The following is a 17787-nucleotide window of genomic DNA, read 5'->3' on the forward strand; positions in this document are numbered from 1 at the left end:
GTCGGCCGCCATCCGGCCGATGCCCGCCGTCAGCGCACGGTCCGTGCCGCGCGCTCCGGCACCCTGCGGTCACCCTGCGTGGGGCGTGTCGACTGAACCGGCGGCTCCCGTGAGCGATGTGGTCCGCCGGTGCAGGATGCCGGCACGCTCGGGGTGCTCGGCGAACCAGTCCGCGACGTACCAGCACACCGGCTGGACGGTGCGACCGCCCTGCTGCTCGAGGTCGGCCACGGCGCGATCGACGAGCTCGCCCGCGTAGCCGTGGCCGCGGAAGGGCGGCACGGTGTAGGCGCGGGTCAGCGCGACGGTGCGCCCGTCGTCGCGGTAATCGAGCACGCTGACCAGGTCGTCGCCGCGGTGCAGGGTGTAGCGCGAAGCGTCGGGTTCATGCGCGAAGCGGGTCTCACTCACGAGGCCCAGGCTAACCCCGCTGCACGCGTATGGCGCCGTGCGGAGCGCCCGGACGGCGGGAAACTGCGTCTCACCTGTGCAGGAACCCCGTCGCATCAGGCGGGTTTGAGCAATCTGTCACATTCCGTCACGGAAAGGACGTGGCATCCGTGCGATTTGACTCATTGGGACTCATTCGGGAATAATCAGCCACATGACTCACGACACGCGTTCTCTGTCCGCCTGGGAGGCGAACGGGACTGTCGGCATCATGATGCCGACGCGCGTCGTGATGTGTTGTCGAATGTGCCGCTGAATCGGTAACCCCCGCCGGGCTCGCACACACCGGCTTCGCCACCTCGAAGCCGGCATCGCTGGAAGCCCCCGAGCACCTCGTCGCACTCTGCGCAAAGATGCCTCGCCCCGCCGGCCTTCTCCTGGCCGCGTTCAGAGCACACTCGCACCCGCCGCCGGCCGACCCGTACCCGGCCCCGGGTCCTTCCGTCAAGGACTACACATCATGTCGAACACCGCCCTCCTCGAGCGACCCACCACGACCAGCAGCACCCGCCCCGCCCTGCGCCTGGTGACCGACCGTCCCGCGGTCGCACCGCGCCCCGCCGCGCAGCAGCGCAACCTCCCCCCGGGGACCACGCCCCGCGGCTTCGCCCTCTATGTCGGCTTCGACGAGATCAAGGCGGCGGCATCCGGGGTCTCGCTCGGCACGATCGTCGACGCCCTGCGTCGCACCCTCGCCGAGGTCGCGCCCGAGGCCGAGACCTACGCCACCGTGGCCCTCGCCCCCGAGGGCGCGGGCGGCCGCGACGTCGACGTCGTGCGCCTGGCCCTGCACGAGCCGAGCGCCGTCGCCCGCACCAAGCCCGAGCCCGAAGAAGAGGACGAGACCGTACCCGGCGGCGTGGTCGTCGACATCTCGCGCAAGCGCGTCGTCATCGACGGCGAGTCGGCCGCTCTGACCTTCAAGGAGTTCGAGCTGCTGCAGTACCTCGTGCTGCGCGAGGGCCGCACGATCGAGCGCGGCGAGCTCGTCTCTTCGCTGTGGCAGTCCGGCGCCGACAAGGACGCCCCGGGCGAGCGCACGATCGACGTGCACGTGCGACGTCTGCGCGCCAAGCTCGGCCGCTACGAGGATGTCGTGCGCACCGTGCGCGGCGTCGGCTACCGCTTCGACCGGCACGCCGACGTCGTGATCCGCTACGGCCACGGCACCCCGTCACCCGACCGCTTCTGACCGCGGCCCGCGGGATGGATGCCGCGACACGGGATGTCGCGGGAGCCGCCTATCGTGGGAGCATGCAGACGAGGGCGGCCGGGCGGCGCAGTGGGCGCGACGCGCGTCCGGTCGCGGCGCGCGAGCGCGATCCTCGCCCCGTGCCGGGACGGCCCCGTGAGACGGAGTACCGGCCGGTGCACCCGCTCGACCTGCCCGCGACCGTCGGGATCCAGCGGCGCGGGGGCGGCGACCCGACCATGACGGTCGCGGCCGCCGTGATCTGGCGCGCGAGCCGCACGCCCGAGGGCGTCGCCACCGTGGCGCTGCGCGAGACGGCGCCCGGGGTGGTGCGGGCTGCGGCCTGGGGCCCCGGCGCCGAGTGGGCGCTCGCGCAGGTGCCGGCGCTGTGCGGGGCACAGGACGACCCGACCGGATTCGACGCGACGCGGCATCCCGTCGTCGACGCCGCCCACCGTCGCAGCCCCGGCCTGCGCCTGAGCCGCACCGACCTCGCCTTCGACGCGCTGGCCGGCGCGATCCTCGAGCAGAAGGTGACCGGCGTCCAGGCGTTCGGCGCCTGGCGCCGCCTGGTCACGTGGTTCGGCGACCGGGCGCCGGGTCCGACGCCGCGGCCGATGTTCGCTCCCCCGCCGATCGACGGGTGGCGCCGGATCCCGTCGTGGGCGTGGCATCGTGCCGGGGTCGAGCCGCCGCAGTCGCGCGCGATCGTCGAGGCCGCCCGGCGCGGCACGTCGCTCGTGCGCGCGCTGGCCGGGGCCGGCGACGGACCGGCGCGCGAGGACGTGCTCACGAGCCTTCCCGGCGTGGGGCCGTGGACCGCCGCCGAGACCGGCGCCCGCGCGTTCGGCGACCCCGACGCCGTGAGCGTCGGCGACTTCCACCTCTCGCATGAGATCGGCTATGCGCTCACCGGCGCGCGCACCGATGACGACGGGATGCTCCGACTGCTGTCCGCATGGCCGGGTCAACGCCAGCGCGTCATCCGGCTCGTGCGCATGAGCGGCCCCCGCGAACCGCGTCGCGCGCCACGGCTGCACCCCGAGGACCATCGCGACCGCTGACCCCTTGTGGATGTCGGAGGCCCGAGCGACACTCTCGGACTGAGAACGCTCAACGCATACCTCTCCTTCAAGGACAACACCCGCGAAGCCATGGGCTTCTACCAGTCGGTCCTCGGCGGCACGCTCGAGATCACCACCTTCGGCGAGTTCCCCGAGATGCCGCACGACGCGGCCGAAGCCGATCTCGTCATGCATTCGCACCTGCGCACCGACGACGGCCTGGTGCTCATGGCGTCCGACACGGCGAGCACCATGCCCTACCGCGAGCCCGCAGGCGTCTCGCTCGCACTGGGCGGCGACGACGAGCGGGCGATGCGCGCCTGCTGGGACGCACTCGCCGACGGCGGCACGATCACGATGCCGCTGGCCCCGCCGCCGTGGGGCGGCCAGTTCGGCATGCTCGTGGATCGCTACGGCATCTCGTGGATGGTCACGATCGACGACTCCGCGGGGTGAGTCCGGCCGCCACCCGGCGGATCGGCGACGTCACCCGATACGGTCGGGGCGCACCCACTCCTGCCCGAGCACGTGCTGGTCGAGGAACGCGAACACCGTCTGGTACCAGACCACCGCGTGCTGCGGCTTGAGCACCCAGTGGTTCTCGTCCGGGAAGTAGAGGAAGCGGTGCACCAGCGTGCCGTCCTCGGCGGCGAAGTGCTCGTTGAGCTCGGACCACAGCCGCAGCCCCTCCCCGACCGGCACCCGGTAGTCGCGGTCGCCGTGGATCACGAGCAGCGGGGTGCGGATGTCGCGGACGAACCGGTGCGGCGAGTTCTCGACCATCGCCTCGGGCGTGAAGATCCGCTGCCAGTAGCCGGAGTGGTCGGTCGTGCCCGAGAACTGGTCGAGCGCCCACAGGCTCGCGTGCGTGACGATCGCGCGGAATCGGTCGGTGTGGCCGGCGACCCAGTTGGCCATGTATCCGCCGAACGATCCGCCCATCGCAGCCGTCCGGGTGCGGTCGATGTCGCCGCGCGCCACGACCGCATCGGTGATCGTCATCAGGTCGGTGTAGGGCTTGGCGCCCCAGCTGTTCCAGCCGCGGGCGATGAACTCCAGGCCGTAACCGGTCGACAGCGCGGGGTCGGGCAGCAGCACGGCGTAGCCGCGGGCCACCGCCAGCTGCGGGTTCCAGCGCCAGCTCCACGAGTTCCAGCTCGAGAGCGGACCGCCGTGGATCCACAGCAGCAGGGGGGCCGGGGCATCCTTCGTCGCGCTTTCGGGCAGCAGCAGCCAGCCGCGCACCCGCGCCCCGTCGTCGGCGGTCGCCTCGACCTCGACCATCGTGGCCGGCACGTCGGGCAGAGGGGCCGGCGTGGGCAGCACGGTCAGCGTGGCATTCGGCGACGCGGTGCCGGCGATGCGCACCGGATGGAGCGGCACCATCCAGTTCGTGCGCAGGGCGACCACGCCGCCGCCGGTCAGGTCGACGATCGCGTGCATGTACGTGAAGTCGTCGTGGGTGAGCTGCTCGGCCGCCGAGCCGTCGAGCGGGACGCGGAAGATCGGCCCGCGACCGTCCTGGTCGGCGGTCACGACCAGCGCGCGGTCGTCGGCGGTGAAGTCGATGCCGGTGGGCCAGCGGTCCCAGCCGTCGGCCAGGCGCCGCGCGCCCGCGCCGTCGATGGCGGCGTACCACAGCTCCTGGTCGGTGGGAGCGGCCGCGGTGCTCTTGACGGTGCGCACCCACGCGAGGTGCCGGCCGTCGTGGCTGATCGTCGGCCCTTCCTGGTCGACGCCGGGCTCGTCGCGCAGCACCGTGCGGATGCCGCTGGCCACGTCGATCGCGACCAGACGCGCCCGAGTGTCGCGGCCCTCGGGCTCTTGCAGAGCGGCGATCACGGTGGCCCCATCGGGCGTGATCGCGACGCCGGCGGTGTCGGCGGAGCGGCCGGGGTGGGGCGTGAGGTCGTGCGGGCGGGGCAGGGATGCCGGATACGGCGGGGTCGCGGCATCCTTCTCATCCTCGTCGGCGTCGACCCGCTCGATGCCCACCTGCTCGGCCAGGTCGCCGAGCGACAGTGCGAACAGATGCGGCTCGTCGGGGCCGAGGTCGTGGTCCCAGAACCGCACCGGGTAACGCTCGTGCAGGATCGCCGACACCTTGTGCTTCTTGCGCTCGGCGCGCAGGCGGGCGTCGTCCTCGACGGAGTCGGCGGCCGGCAGCAGCGGAGCCGAGATCACGACGACGTCGGATGCCGCGGCAACCGCCTCGATCGACGACACCCCGCCGGCGAGCCGGGTCACCGGGCGCGCCTCGCCGCCGGCGGCCGGCAGCAGCCACAGCTGGGCGGGCTCGTCGTCGGCGCCCGAGCCGTCGGGACGGGCCGACACGAACAGCACGTCGCCGTCTGCGGTATAGGCGGGTGCGGACTCGCCCTTCGCCGATCGGGTGAGGCGCCGGGTCGGGCCGTCCGAGCCGTCGGCGGGCACTTCCCACAGGGCCCGGTCGAAGCCCGTGCCGTCCTTGTTGAGGGTCGCGACCGCGAGGATCGCGCGGGTGCCGTCGGGCGAGAGGGCGAGGTCTTCGATGCGGGGCAGGGCGAGGTAATCGTCGAGCGAGTCGAACGGCGTTGTGCGCATCACCCAACGCTAGCGCCGCCGCGGTCTGCGCCCCACCCCGCATCGGATAATGGGTCTCGATGAGCTCCGGAACGGCACCGGCCCGCCTGGGCGGGGCGCTGGTCGCCGTCGCGCTCGTGGTCGCGGTGATCGGCAGCCTCGGCGCCCCGCTGATCACGTCGGTCGCCACGAGCCTGGACGTGGGGCTGGATGCCGCGCAGTGGACGCTCACCGTCACCCTGTTCGCCGGCGCGATCGCCGGTCCTCTGCTCGGGCGGCTCGGTGCGGGTCCGCTTCGGCGACGGACGATCCTCGTCTCGCTCGGCGTGGTGGTCGCCGGCGGAGTGCTCACGACCCTGCCGCTGCCGTTCGCGTTCCTGCTCGCCGGCCGCACGCTGCAGGGGCTGGGCCTGGGTGCGGTGCCGCTGCTGATGAGCGTCGCCCGGACCCACCTGCCCGAGGAGCGCTCGGCGCGCACGATCGCCGCGCTGTCGGTCGCCTCGACCGTGGGCATCGGCGTGGGCTACCCGCTCATCGGCCTGATCGATCAGCTCGCCGGTGTCCGCGCCGCGTACGGACTGGGGCTCGCGCTGTCGGCCGCGGCCCTGGCGATCGCGTGGCTGTCGCTGCCGGCCGAGGCCCCGGGTCCGCGCCCGCGGATCGATCTGGCGGGGACGATCCTGCTCGCGGCGGGAACCCTCGGCGTGCTGCTCGTGATCGCCGAGCCGCACACATGGGCGGTGCCGGCGATCGGGGTGGGCGTGCTCGCGGCGACGGTCGTGACGCTCGCAGTCTGGGCCGTGGTCGAACTGCGCGTCGCCGAACCGCTGGTGGATCTGCGGCTGCTGGGCACCCCGGCCGTTCTGCGGGCCGACAGCGCGATGCTGGTCGCCGGCGTCGGCATGTACCTCATGTTCAGCCTGCTCACCCGCTTCGTGCAGACCCCGGCCGGCACCGGCTACGGCTTCGCTCTGCTGGGCGTCGCGGCCGGCGCCGCGCTCATCCCGTTCTCGCTGCTCGGCTTCGTCGCCGGCCGGATCGTGCCCGCGCTGGCCGGCCGGACGGCGCCGACCATCGCCTATCTCGTCTCGGCCGCGGCGGTCGTCGCCTCGGCGATCGTGTTCGCGTACGGGCCGACGAGCCTCGTGGTGGTGCTCGTCGCGATGGCCGTGCTCGGCTTCGGGGTGGGCGGCGTGTCGGCGGTGATGCCCCGCCTGGTGCTGGTCGGAGTGCCGCCGGCCGAGACGGCGAGCGTGCTGACGATCAACCAGATCGTGCGCAGCATCGGCTTCAGCATCGGCAGCGCCACGGCCGGAGTCCTGCTGGCCGCCGCCACGGCGCCGGGCGAGCTGGTGCCGACGGTGCGTGGCTACGTCGACGCGGCGCTGTGGTCGGTCGCGCCGCTCGCGCTCAGCGCCGCGATCGTGCTCGCGGCGCGCCGCGCGCGGCAGGGGCCGTCCCGCAACCCGGCCGACCGCCCGTAGTCGACCGCGGTGGCCCATCCGCTTCCGCCGAACGAACGGGGCCGGCGCCGGCTACATCTCCTCGTGCGTGTTCGGGTCCATGTCGGCGCGCACGCGTCCGCGCTCCAGGCCCGACAGCGCCGCCATCTCGTCGTCGGTGAGCGCGAAGCCGAACACGTCGGCGTTCTCGCGCTGCCGTTCGGCGTGCGCCGACTTCGGGATCGCGGTGGTCCCCAGCTGCACATGCCAGCGCAGCACCGCCTGCGTCGGCGTCACCCCGCGGGCGGCCGCGACATCCTTCACCGTCTGCTCGCCGAGCAGCTCGCTGCGTCGCGCCAGCGGACTCCAGCTCTCGGTGCGGATGCCGTGCTCGGCGTGGAATGCGCGCAGCGCCGTCTGCGGGAAGTACGGATGCAGCTCGACCTGGTTCACCGCCGGGGTCACCCCGGTCTCGTCGATCAGGCGCGCGAGCATCGGCTCGGTGAAGTTCGAGACCCCGATCGAGCGGACCAGCCCCTCGTCGCGCAGCCGGATCATCGCCCGCCAGGTATCGAGGTACTTGCCGACGCCGGGATTCGGCCAGTGGATGAGGTACAGGTCGATGCGGTCCAGGCCCAGCCGGTCGAGCGAACCGCGGGCGCTGGCGATCGCCTGGTCGAATCCGTGGTCGCGGCCGGGCACCTTGGTGGCGACGATGAGCTCGTCGCGGGCGAGGCCGCTGCGGCGCATCGCCTCGCCGACCTCGGTCTCGTTCTGGTAGTTCACGGCGGTGTCGAGCAGGCGGTAGCCCGCCTCGATCGCCGTGGTCACGGCATCGGCCCCCTCCTCGCCGGTGAGCTTGTAGGTGCCGAAGCCCAGCTCGGGGAATCGTGCGCCGTCGTTCAGGGTGACTTCGGGGATCGCGCTCATGCCTCCATCCTGCCTCGGCCGGCGGCCGAAAGCCCCTGGTCACACCGGGAGCCGGGCGGTAACGTCTCGATCATGAGCACGATTTCACCCGAAGAGGTCGCGCGGCGCCGCGATGCGCTCGAACGCACCCTCGGCGCGTGGCGGCCCCGCACCCTCGCCGCCGCCTTCGACGACGCGGCCGCCGCCCATCCCGACCGGCCGTACGCGATCACGGATGCCAAGACCCTGACGTACGCCGACGTCGCCGACCGATCACGGCGGCTCGCGGCCGGCCTCATCGACCTCGGCGTGCGACCGGGTGACCGGGTCGCGATGCTCGTCGACAACCGCGTCGACTATCCGGTGCTGAAGTTCGCGATCGCGCGGACGGGAGCGATCGCCGTCGCGCTGAACTACTCCTACCGGGGCGACGAGATCGTGCAGCGGCTCGCGCAGGCCGAGGCGTCGGTGCTCATGAGCGTCGACCGGTCGGTGGCCACGGACTTCCTCGCCGTGTTCGACGACCGTTTCGCCGGTTGGGAGGCGGGGATGAGCAGCGCCGAGGTGCCGTCGCTGCGGCACATCGTGCTCGTCGAGGACGGCTGGCGGGACGGCGCGCTCACGGTTCCCGCCCTGAGCGTCAGGGGCGACGTCGCAGCGGTGGACGAGGCATCCGCCCGCATCACGGCCGACGACGTCGCCGACATCGTGTTCACCTCGGGCACGACCGGGCACGCGCTGGGCGCCGAGCTCACGCACGACATGCTGCTGCGCAGCGCGTACGGCTCGGCCTACCACCGGGCGTTCGACGACGGGTGGCGCATCGGGTTCGCACTGCCGCTGTACCACGTGTTCGGGTACATCGAGGGGATGCTCGCGGCTCTGTTCGTCGGCGGCGCGATCGTGCCGCAGAAGGTGTTCAACCCGCGGGCGACGCTCGAGCAGATCGAGCGGCACCGCATCAACGAGGTGCTGTTCGTGCCGACCATGACCGTCGCCGTGGTGGATCAGGCGGCCAAGGCGAGGTTCGACCTGTCGAGCCTGCAGTCGGTGTTCTCGGCCGCTGCGCCCGCGCCGGTGTGGCTGTGGGAGCGGGTGATGACCGACCTCGCCCCGCAGATGATCTTCACCGGGTACGGGCAGACCGAGGTGTCGGCGGCGACCGCCCTGACGCACCCCGGAGACGCGATCGAGACCGTGTCGGCGGTGGTCGGCGCGTTCAAGAGCGGAGGCCTGGCGGCAGTGGATGCCTCGGGCCTGCTCGCCGAGTACCGCACGGTCGATCCGTTCGACGGGCACGCGCTGCCGGACGGCGCGGAGGGCGAGCTCGTCGTGCGCGGGCCGCAGGTGACCCGCGGATACGTCGGCGCCGGTGCGCCGCAGGCGCTCGACGCCGACGGATGGCTGCGCACGGGCGACCTCGGCTTCGTCGACGCCGACGGCTACATCCATCTGCGCGGGCGCAGCAAGGAGCTGTTCAAGGTCGGCGGGGAGCTGGTCGCTCCGAGCGAGGTCGAGCAGGTGCTCAGCGGCGCCGAGGGGGTCAGCCAGGCGTACGTCGCCGGCATCCCCGACGAGCGCTACGGCGAGGTCGGCTGGGCGTGGATCGTGCCGAACGAGGGCGCGGAACTGGACGAGCGGGCGCTCATCGCGCACGCGCGCGAGCACCTGGCCCCGTTCAAGGTGCCGCGCGGAATCACCGTCACCGCCGTCGAGGACCTGCCGATGACCACGACCGGCAAGATCCAGAAGTACCTGCTCGTGGCGTCGCGCGCTTGATCTGCCGCGCGAAGACCTCCGGATCGATGTGCAGCCGCGCCACACCTGACCGTCGGCCGGCGCGACCCGGACGTCGCACCGGCCACGGGGAATGAGCCGCGGCATCCTGCGTTCTCCTTGACATGACCACTGTGGGAATCATCGGCGCAGGACACATCGGCACGGCTCTCGCTCACGGACTGGTCGCCCGCGGATACGACGTCGTGATCGCGAACTCGCGCGGGCCCGAGACGCTCGCCGGGCTCGTCGGCAGACTCGGGCACCGAGCGCGTGCCGCCACGGCGGCAGAGGCAGCGGAGGCCGCGGACTGGGCGATCGTGACGGTTCCGCTGAAGGCGCTCGGCGACATCCCGGCCGAACCCCTCGCGGGCAAGATCGTGCTGGACACGTGCAACTACTACTGGGAGCGCGACGGCCGGATCCCGGCCCTCGACGAGAAGCAGACCACGACGTCGCAGCTGGTGCAGGAGCATCTGGCCGGCGCGAAGGTCGCGAAGGCGTTCAACCAGATCCGGTCGGACGAGATCCTCGCCGACGGGTCGGCCGCCGGCACACCCGACCGCCGCGCGCTGCCGACGGCCAGCGACCACGAGGACGCGGCGGCGCTCGTGATGGGCCTGTACGAGGACTTCGGCTACGACGCCGTCAACCTCGGACCGCTGAGTGAGAGCTGGCGCATCGAACGCGATCAGCCCGCGTATGTCGTGCGTCAGAACGCCGCCGAGCTGCGCGCGAACGCGGCCCGCGCCGTGCGCTGAGCGCCGGCGGGCGCGTCCTCGCCCGAGGCGAGGGTATCTCACAGAACGAGTACCGGATTCGCGGATCTGATCCTCGTCTCGTGAGATCTCCTCGCTTCACGCGAGGAGACAGTCGATGCTCGCTCCGGCAGGCATTCGCAGGCCGCACACCCGCCCCCGACGCGACTAGCGTGGAGCCATGAGCGCTCCGATCGATCCCTCGACCACGTCCGCCTGGGCCGAACTTCTGCAGCACAAAGCGCAGCTGACACCCGATCTGCGCGGCTGGTTCGCCGCCGATCCCGACCGCGCGGCGCGGTTCTCGTTCGAGCTGGCCGATCTGCACGTCGACCTGTCGAAGAACCTCGTGACCGACGGCATCCTCGCCTCGCTCGTGCGCCTGGGCGAGCAGACCGGCGTCGCCGAGCGGTTCGCGCAGATGCTCGCGGGCGTTCACATCAACACGACCGAGGACCGTGCCGTGCTGCACACGGCCCTGCGCCGCCCGACGGACGCGACGCCCGAGCTCGTCGTGGACGGGCAGGACGTCGACCACGACGTGCACGAGGTGCTCGGCCGCATGCGCGCGTTCGCCGACCGGGTGCGCTCGGGCGACTGGAAGGGCGTGACCGGCAAGAAGGTCACGCACGTGGTCAACATCGGGATCGGCGGGTCGGACCTCGGCCCCGTCATGGCCTACGAAGCGCTCAAGCCCTACACGGACGCCGGTATCGGGGCACGGTTCATCTCGAACATCGACCCCACAGACCTTGCCCAGACGACGGCCGACCTCGACCCCGAGACCACGCTGTTCATCGTGGCATCCAAGACGTTCACGACGCTCGAGACGCTCACGAACGCGCGCCTGGCCCGCGACTGGCTGTGGGCGGGCCTGCGGACGGCCGGTGCGATCGACGGGTCCGACGACGCGAAGAAGGATGCCGTGGCCCACCACTTCGTGGCGGTCTCGACGGCGCTCGACAAGGTGGCCGACTTCGGCATCGACCCGGCCAATGCGTTCGGGTTCTGGGACTGGGTCGGCGGCCGGTATTCCGTGGACTCGGCGATCGGCCTGTCGCTCGAGCTCGCACTCGGCCCCGACGCGTTCGAGGAGCTGCTGGCCGGGTTCCACGCGGTCGACGTGCACGTGGCATCCACCCCGCTCGACCGGAACGTGCCGGTGCTGATGGGCCTGCTCAACGTCTGGTACAACAACCTGCTGGGCGCCCAGTCGCACGCGGTGCTGCCGTACGCGCAGCTGCTGCACCGTTTCCCGGCGTATCTGCAGCAGCTCACGATGGAGTCGAACGGCAAGTCCGTGCGCTGGGACGGGTCGCCAGTGGTCACCGACACCGGTGAAGTGTTCTGGGGCGAGCCGGGCACGAACGGGCAGCACGCGTTCTATCAGCTGCTCCACCAGGGGACGCGCCTGATCCCGGCCGATTTCATCGCGTTCGCGAACCCCGCGTATCCGCTGAAGGACGGCGACCGCGACGTGCACGGGCTGTTCCTGGCCAACTTCCTCGCCCAGACCAAGGCGCTCGCGTTCGGCAAGACGGCCGAAGAGGTCGAGGCCGAGGGCACGACCGGCCCGCTCGTGGCGGCGCGCACGTTCAGCGGCAACCGTCCGACGACGTCGATCTTCGGCCCGGCGCTGACGCCCCGGGTGCTCGGCGAGCTGATCGCGCTGTACGAGCACATCACGTTCACCGAGGGCACCGTGTGGGGCATCAACTCGTTCGACCAGTGGGGAGTGGAGCTGGGCAAGCAGCTCGCGCTGCAGATCGCGCCGGCGATCGAGGGGGATCAGGATGCCGTGGCCGCCCAGGACCCGTCGACCCGATCGCTGCTCGCCTACTACCGCGCGCACCGGGACTGACCGAGGCGGTCCCGCCCGACGCCCTCGCTCTCGCTCGTCGCCCTCGGTCTCGTGTGACGCCCTCGGTCGGTGAGGGCACAACTCCCGGGCGAGGGTAGGGGATCCGCCCGCACCCTCGCCGACCAGCTGTACCCTCGCGGGCACGCGCGGCGAGGCGCGGCTCACCCGTGGTAGAGCATCATCGTGTAGGCGTGCTGCCTGAGGGATTCGTACTGCTCTGCAGCCGTCGCCTCGCGCACGGCGGCCTGCTGCACGACGACGCCCCGCTCGGCCAGTCGCCGAACGCGCAGCTGCGCATGCTGCACGAGCCGCAGGCCGATCCGCAGGGCGAGCCGATCGGCGAGCCGCGCCCGCGAGTCGCTGAGATCGCCGATGTCGACTCGCCGACCTCGGTGGCGGCATCCGTCGTCGGGGCTGCCGGCGTTGCGGTGATCATGATCCGCTCCCCTGATGTGTACGCTGTTCACATCTGTGGCCGAGCCGGTGGAAGCCGCTCGGTTCCCGGGCCGAGCGGGCGGACGGGGATAGGCTCGCGGACGTGTATCCGCCGATCGAACCGCACGCGCACGGATGGGTGAACCGGCCCGACGGGGCCGAGATCTACTGGGAGCAATCGGGGGCACCCGACGGACGGCCCGCCCTCTATCTGCACGGCGGGCCGGGCGGCGGGCTCGGCCGGGGCGGCTACCGCCGGCAGTTCGACCCGGGTCTGTACCGCGTCGTCGGCGTCGAGCAGCGCGGGTGCGGCCGCAGCCGTCCGCTCGCGATCGACGATCTCGCACACCTCGACGACAACACGACCGCGGCGCTCATCGCCGACCTCGAGGCCGTGCGCGAGCACCTCGGCATCGACCGCTGGCTCGTCTACGGAGTGTCGTGGGGGTCGACCCTCGCCCTCGCGTATGCCCTCGCCCATCCCGATCGGGTGACCGAGGTGATCGTGGCCGCGGTGACCACGACGAGCCACGAAGAGGTCGACTGGATCACCGAGACGGTCGGCGCCGTCTTCCCCGAAGCATGGGATGCGTTCGCCTCCGTCCGCCGGCCGGGCGAGCGGGTGGTCGAGGCGTACGCTCGGCTGCTGCGGGATGGCGATCCGCAGGTGCGCGCCCGCGCCGCGGATGACTGGGATGCCTGGGAGGCGACGCACGTGTCCCTCGATCCCCTGCGGTCCCCCGGACCGTTGCACGAGGACCCTCGACAGCGGCAGGTGTTCGCCACCCTGGTCACGCACTACTGGGCGCACGACGGATTCCTCAACGGGCCGGACCGGATCCTGAACCGTGCGTATCAGCTCGGCGGCATCCCCGGCGTGCTCATCCACGGCCGGCACGATGTGAGCGGTCCGGCGATCACCGCGTGGCGCCTGCACCGCGCGTGGCCCGGCAGCCGCCTGCACATCGTCGAGACCGAGGGGCACGGCGGCCCCGAGATGATGGAACTGGTCGCCCGCGCCACCGACCAGTTCGCCCGACCGTAGCCCCCTGCCGCTCCGCCCTAACGCATGCCGACCCCCGCGCCGATAGTTGGGTGAGGTCGTCAACGACGACGACCATCGCACTCTCAGATCTCGGAGGATCGCATGTCGGACACCCCTGTCACCGTTACGCAGCCGTATGACTCAGCATCGGGTCGACTGCCGCAACTTCAATGGGGTTTCGATGGCGGCGCCGCCACATGGCTCGGCGTGTGCCTGGGCGGATTCTTCGTCACCCTTCTGACGCTCGGAATCTGTTATCCGTGGGCTGTCGTGATGACCTACCGTTGGAAGACCAAGCACACGTTCATCAACGGACAGCGGCTGCGTTTCACCGGAACCGCACCGGGCCTGTTTGGGATGTGGATCAAGTGGCTTCTGCTCTGCGTCATCACGATCGGCATCTACAGCTTCTGGGTCACACCCCGGCTGACAAAATGGATCGTCGAGCACCAGGAGCTCGACCCCGTCGGCAAGTGATTCCGCTGGAACTGGTCGCCCGCGCCACCGACCAGTTCGCCCGACGGTAGCGGCATCCCCCACCCGACAGCCCATTCGCACATCCCCGACCCGCGAGGGTACAGCGCCGGCGAGAACGGACGTATCGTGGGGCGGGGGACGAGTCCGCGCGGCGAGGAGGCCTCATGGCTGCGGTGAGCGTGCGATACATCGTGCACGACGTGGATGCGGCGATCGCGTTCTACACGGGCGCGCTCGGGTTCGACGAGGTGATGCATCCGGCGCCGGCCTTCGCGATGCTGGCGCGCGGCGATCTGAGGCTGGTTCTCTCGGCCCCCGGTGGCGGACCCGGCGGCGGGCAGGCCATGCCGGACGGCACCGTGCCCGCGCCCGGCGGATGGAACCGCTTCAGCCTCGAGGTGACCGACCTCGACGGCCTGGTCGCCGAACTGCGCAGCCGCGGCGTGCGGTTCCGCAACGACATCGTCACCGGTGTCGGCGGCCGTCAGATCCTCGTCGAGGACCCGTCCGGCAACCCGGTCGAGCTGTTCGAGCCGACGATCCCCGAGGCGCGCCTGTCCGCCGAGTGACGGGTGCCCTCACCCGATGACGACGCTCGCCTCGGGCGTGTTCACCAGGAACGCCAGCGACTCCTGCAGGTAGAGCGTCACGGTCTCGTCGTCGTGCGAGAGGTAGCCGATCGACACGTCCTGCCCGAGCTGCAGCGTGTAGTCGCCGCCGCGCAGCGTGACCAGCAGCGCGCCGGTCAGCGCCGGGGCGAACACGATGCTGCCCCCATCGCCGACGATGCGCTCCAGGTGGCCGATCACCGGGTAGCCGTGGTCGACGGACTCGGTCGCAGCCGTGTACAGGTCGCTCGACAGCAGCAGCGCGTACGGCCCGGCGACGCCGGCCATCCGCAGCGTCGTGAGCCCGCGGGCGACCGCGGCCGGCATCTCCTGCACGTCGGCCGGCAGCGCCACCGTGGGGTTCGAGCTCGCACGGCCGATCCCGGTCATGCCCGCCGCCCCGGCGAAGACGATCCGATCCTCCGCGGTCGCGAGCTGCTCTGCGGCATCCTTCACCGGCTGCCAGTCCGAATCCGCGGCGCCGCGCTCCACGTCGTCGACGGCTGCGCGCGTCACCGTGAACGGCACCCGCAGCTCGACCAGCGGCAGCACGTCCCGCCGCCGCGCGTGCACTCCGTCGACGGGCGCGTCGATCGCCGAGACATGCCCGGTGCCGACCGCCGACAGCGCCGGGCCCGCGGCATCCGGCACGTCCACGACCCGCCGACCGGCGATGCGCGCGCGGAAGGTGCGCTCGGCCTCTTCGGCGATCTGGGCCCAGGCCGCGGCCGAGACCGGCGCGAGTTCGCGATGCAGGTTGTCCATGTCGAGCCCTTCTGTCAGCGTGTCTTCAATCCGCCGATGCCCAGACTTGCGTCCGGGGCGATGGATGCCTCGACCCCCGCCGCAGCTTCTGCCTGGGCGTCGGCTGCCGGCGGGTCGTCGAGGAAGTCCACCGTGGGCACGAAGAACAGGCCCCCGGTCAGCGCGGTGGAGAAGTCGAGGATGCGGTCGTGGGTCGCCTCGCCGGTGCCGAGGAACATGTTGCGCAGCATCTGCTCGATGACGCCGACGTCGCCCGCGTACCCGATGAAGTAGGTGCCGAACTCACCGGTCGCGACGCTGCCGAACGGCATGTTGTCGCGCAGGATCTGGTGCTCGGTGCCGTCCGGATCCTCGATCGTGTTCAGCGCGACGTGCGAGTCGGCGGGCTTGACCGCGTCGGGCATCTCGACGTCGTCGAGCTTGCTGCGCCCGAACGCGCGTTCCTGCTCTTCGACCGACAGTGCGCCCCACGCCACCAGGTCGTGCACGTACTTCTGCACGATGACGTAACTGCCGCCGGTGTAGAGCGGATCCTCGTCGCCGATCAGGACGGCGTCGGTCGCCGCCGTCCCCTCGGGGTTCTCGGTGCCGTCGACGAAGCCGAGCAGATCGCGCTCGTCGAAATAGCGGAAGCCGTGCACCTCGTCGACCACGGTCGCCGCGGCGCCCAGCCGGTCGGTGATCAGGTGCGCGAGCTCGAAGCACAGATCCATCTGCTTCGCCCGCAGATGCACGAGCAGGTCGCCCGGCGTGGCGGGTGCCGTGTGCCGCGTGCCGCGCAGCGGCTCGAACGGGTGCAGCAGCGCCGGCTTGGGCAGGTCGAACAGCCGCTCCCAGGCGTCGGCGCCGATGCCGATCACGCAGTTCAGGCCGTCTTCGGGCCGCCGGAACGAGACCGCCCGGGTCAGACCGGAGATCTCGGTGAGAGCGTCGCGCACGTCCGCCTCGGCACCCGGTGCGACGGTGAGCACGAGGAACACCGCGGCCCGCGCGGGCGGGGCCACGACCTGCTGCGTCACCATGATCCGATCTCACCACGCCGCTCGAGGGTTGGGCAATGGGGTGCAGGTGCGGTGCGCGGGATGCCGGGGGCCGGTGTGCGCGTGCGCGCAGACGCCGCCGACCTCAGTCGCGGCGGATGATCGTCAGCATCATCTTCGACGGCTCGAGGGCCCGGACGGAATGCGGGATGCGCGCGTCCAGGTGCAGCAGGCCGCCCGGTGCGAGCTCTTTCGTCACGTCGCCGGCGGTGAACGCGAGGCGCCCTTCGAGTACCTGCACCAGGATCGGGCCGGGTGCCGTGTGCTCGGTCAGCTCAGCGCCGGTGTCGAAACCGAACACCACGACCCGGGCCCCGTCGGCCGCCAGCGCGAGCTGCGACGTGCGCCTGCCCGGTTCGATGGCGACGAGCGCGTCCACATTCTCAAGAGCGGTCATTCCCATGTCACCATCCTCCCGTCGATTCGGGGCGCGGGCTCCGGGTCGCGGGTCACGGCACGGGCACGCGGGTCACGGCACGGGCACGCGCATGAGCCTGGCGCCGTTCTCCCACAGCACCGCACGCATCCAGTCGTCGCCGAAGCCGAGATCCGCCAGCGCGGTGATCTGATGCGCGTACGGGTACGGGATGTTCGGAAAATCGGTGCCCAGCACGAGCTTGTCGGGCATGCGCCGCCAGCGCGCCAGCACCTCTGCCGGCACCGGGGCGATGGCGCGCACGTAATCCGTGCAGACCATGGTCGTGTCCAGGCACACTCCGGGATACCGCTCGGCGAGATCGGTGAAGGCCGCGTACTCGGGCAGGCCGGCGTGGGCGATGATCAGGGGCAGGTCGGGATGCCGGCGCAGAAGCTCCGCCATCCGGTCTGGACCCGTGTAGCGGCCCGAGTGCGGTCCGGATCCGCAGTGCACGACGGCGGGGACAGCGGCGGCCTCGAGCGCCGACCACGCACCGTCGAGGATCGGGTCGTCGGGCGCGAACCCACCGACCTGCACGTGGATCTTGAAGATCCGCGCGCCGTACGCCAGAGCGGACTCCGCGTCGGCGGTCGCGGACTCCTCGGCGTAGAACGTCCCCGAGGGCACGACCCGGGGGTGGAGCGCCGCGAAGTCGCGGGAGTAGCCGTTCAGCCACGCGGCCATGCCGGGACGATGCGCATAGTTCAGGGTCGGGTAGGCGATCACCCCGATCCGATCGAGGATCGCGACGCGCTCCTCGTCGCCCGTGCGGTAGGCGATGCCCCACAGGTCCCGGCCGTCGCCGTCGCCGAGCCGGTCGAAGAACGCCCAGACCTTCTCGAGCACGTTCTGCGGCATGAAGTGCACGTGCACGTCGACGATGCCCGGCACGCCGAGGGCGCGCAGATAAGCAGGGATCTCGTCGTCGCCACGCGGTCCCGGGGTGGTCTGCATGCCTCCACACTAGGCACCCGCCGGGCCCGGC

The 17787-nt window shown here is 71.7% G+C and carries 18 protein-coding genes; 10 read left to right on the plus strand and 8 right to left on the minus strand.

Translation table 11 applies throughout. The annotated features are described in order from the left end of the window. Window positions 1-69: 69 nt before the first annotated feature. Window positions 70-411, minus strand: coding sequence for a GNAT family N-acetyltransferase (locus AC3RX0_RS14620; protein ID WP_491506720.1), 342 nt, complete (start codon window positions 409-411; stop codon window positions 70-72). Between the two features lie 499 nt (window positions 412-910). Between AC3RX0_RS14620 and AC3RX0_RS14625 the strand changes: the two genes are divergently transcribed. The 3 genes from AC3RX0_RS14625 (at window position 911) to AC3RX0_RS14635 (ending at window position 3162) form a co-directional block, all read left to right on the plus strand. Beyond that, entirely contained in the window at window positions 911-1642 is a 732-nt protein-coding gene (locus tag AC3RX0_RS14625; RefSeq protein WP_491506721.1) for a winged helix-turn-helix domain-containing protein, read from the plus strand. Window positions 1643-1704: 62 nt separating this feature from the next. Continuing rightward, the gene (locus AC3RX0_RS14630) at window positions 1705-2706 is read left to right on the plus strand and encodes a DNA-3-methyladenine glycosylase family protein (RefSeq protein ID WP_491506722.1); all 1002 of its coding nucleotides are present in this window, start codon (window positions 1705-1707) and stop codon (window positions 2704-2706) included. Window positions 2707-2712: 6 nt separating this feature from the next. After that, window positions 2713-3162 (plus strand): VOC family protein, encoded by a 450-nt coding sequence (locus tag AC3RX0_RS14635; RefSeq protein WP_491506723.1) that lies wholly within the window; start codon window positions 2713-2715, stop codon window positions 3160-3162. 30 nt (window positions 3163-3192) lie between these two features. Here AC3RX0_RS14635 and AC3RX0_RS14640 read toward each other — a convergent pair whose 3' ends face one another. Continuing rightward, a complete protein-coding gene (locus AC3RX0_RS14640) occupies window positions 3193-5289 on the minus strand; it encodes a S9 family peptidase (RefSeq protein WP_491506724.1) in 2097 nt (698 codons plus the stop codon). A gap of 59 nt (window positions 5290-5348) precedes the next feature. Here AC3RX0_RS14640 and AC3RX0_RS14645 point away from each other — a divergent pair, with 59 nt between their 5' ends. Further along, window positions 5349-6752, plus strand: a complete 1404-nt coding sequence (locus tag AC3RX0_RS14645; protein WP_491506725.1) for an MFS transporter — start codon at window positions 5349-5351, stop codon at window positions 6750-6752. Between the two features lie 51 nt (window positions 6753-6803). On the opposite strand, the gene AC3RX0_RS14650 is transcribed toward AC3RX0_RS14645, so the two are convergent. Then, window positions 6804-7640 (minus strand): aldo/keto reductase, encoded by an 837-nt coding sequence (locus AC3RX0_RS14650; protein ID WP_491506726.1) that lies wholly within the window; start codon window positions 7638-7640, stop codon window positions 6804-6806. A gap of 72 nt (window positions 7641-7712) precedes the next feature. On the opposite strand from AC3RX0_RS14650, the gene AC3RX0_RS14655 reads away from it, so the two are divergent. From AC3RX0_RS14655 to pgi, 3 genes are all read left to right on the plus strand, one after another. After that, a complete protein-coding gene (locus AC3RX0_RS14655) occupies window positions 7713-9398 on the plus strand; it encodes a class I adenylate-forming enzyme family protein (protein WP_491506727.1) in 1686 nt (561 codons plus the stop codon). A 122-nt stretch (window positions 9399-9520) separates the two neighbouring features. Next, window positions 9521-10156 (plus strand): NADPH-dependent F420 reductase, encoded by a 636-nt coding sequence (locus tag AC3RX0_RS14660; RefSeq protein ID WP_491506728.1) that lies wholly within the window; start codon window positions 9521-9523, stop codon window positions 10154-10156. Between the two features lie 178 nt (window positions 10157-10334). Then, a complete protein-coding gene (pgi, locus tag AC3RX0_RS14665; RefSeq protein ID WP_491506729.1) occupies window positions 10335-12014 on the plus strand; it encodes a glucose-6-phosphate isomerase in 1680 nt (559 codons plus the stop codon). A gap of 161 nt (window positions 12015-12175) precedes the next feature. On the opposite strand, the gene AC3RX0_RS14670 is transcribed toward pgi, so the two are convergent. Continuing rightward, window positions 12176-12481, minus strand: a complete 306-nt coding sequence (locus tag AC3RX0_RS14670) for a hypothetical protein (RefSeq protein WP_491506730.1) — start codon at window positions 12479-12481, stop codon at window positions 12176-12178. 71 nt (window positions 12482-12552) lie between these two features. Here AC3RX0_RS14670 and pip point away from each other — a divergent pair, with 71 nt between their 5' ends. The 3 genes from pip (at window position 12553) to AC3RX0_RS14685 (ending at window position 14540) form a co-directional block, all read left to right on the plus strand. Beyond that, a complete protein-coding gene (gene pip / locus AC3RX0_RS14675) occupies window positions 12553-13494 on the plus strand; it encodes a prolyl aminopeptidase (protein WP_491506731.1) in 942 nt (313 codons plus the stop codon). Window positions 13495-13596: 102 nt separating this feature from the next. Then, window positions 13597-13971, plus strand: coding sequence for a DUF898 family protein (locus AC3RX0_RS14680; protein ID WP_491506732.1), 375 nt, complete (start codon window positions 13597-13599; stop codon window positions 13969-13971). Between the two features lie 164 nt (window positions 13972-14135). Then, entirely contained in the window at window positions 14136-14540 is a 405-nt protein-coding gene (locus tag AC3RX0_RS14685) for a VOC family protein (protein ID WP_491506733.1), read from the plus strand. A gap of 9 nt (window positions 14541-14549) precedes the next feature. On the opposite strand, the gene AC3RX0_RS14690 is transcribed toward AC3RX0_RS14685, so the two are convergent. The 4 genes from AC3RX0_RS14690 to AC3RX0_RS14705 all read right to left on the minus strand — a co-directional run bounded on the left by AC3RX0_RS14690 (window position 14550) and on the right by AC3RX0_RS14705 (window position 17756). Next, on the minus strand, window positions 14550-15344 hold the full coding sequence (locus AC3RX0_RS14690) for a family 1 encapsulin nanocompartment shell protein (RefSeq protein ID WP_491506734.1): 795 nt from the start codon (window positions 15342-15344) through the stop codon (window positions 14550-14552). A 14-nt stretch (window positions 15345-15358) separates the two neighbouring features. Beyond that, window positions 15359-16366, minus strand: coding sequence for a Dyp-type peroxidase (locus AC3RX0_RS14695; RefSeq protein WP_491506735.1), 1008 nt, complete (start codon window positions 16364-16366; stop codon window positions 15359-15361). Window positions 16367-16469: 103 nt separating this feature from the next. Beyond that, window positions 16470-16787, minus strand: a complete 318-nt coding sequence (locus AC3RX0_RS14700; RefSeq protein ID WP_491506736.1) for a cupin domain-containing protein — start codon at window positions 16785-16787, stop codon at window positions 16470-16472. Window positions 16788-16853: 66 nt separating this feature from the next. Further along, window positions 16854-17756, minus strand: a complete 903-nt coding sequence (locus AC3RX0_RS14705) for an amidohydrolase family protein (protein ID WP_491506737.1) — start codon at window positions 17754-17756, stop codon at window positions 16854-16856. Window positions 17757-17787 lie beyond the last annotated feature (31 nt).

It is taken from the genome of Microbacterium sp. W1-4-2 (assembly GCF_058349885.2).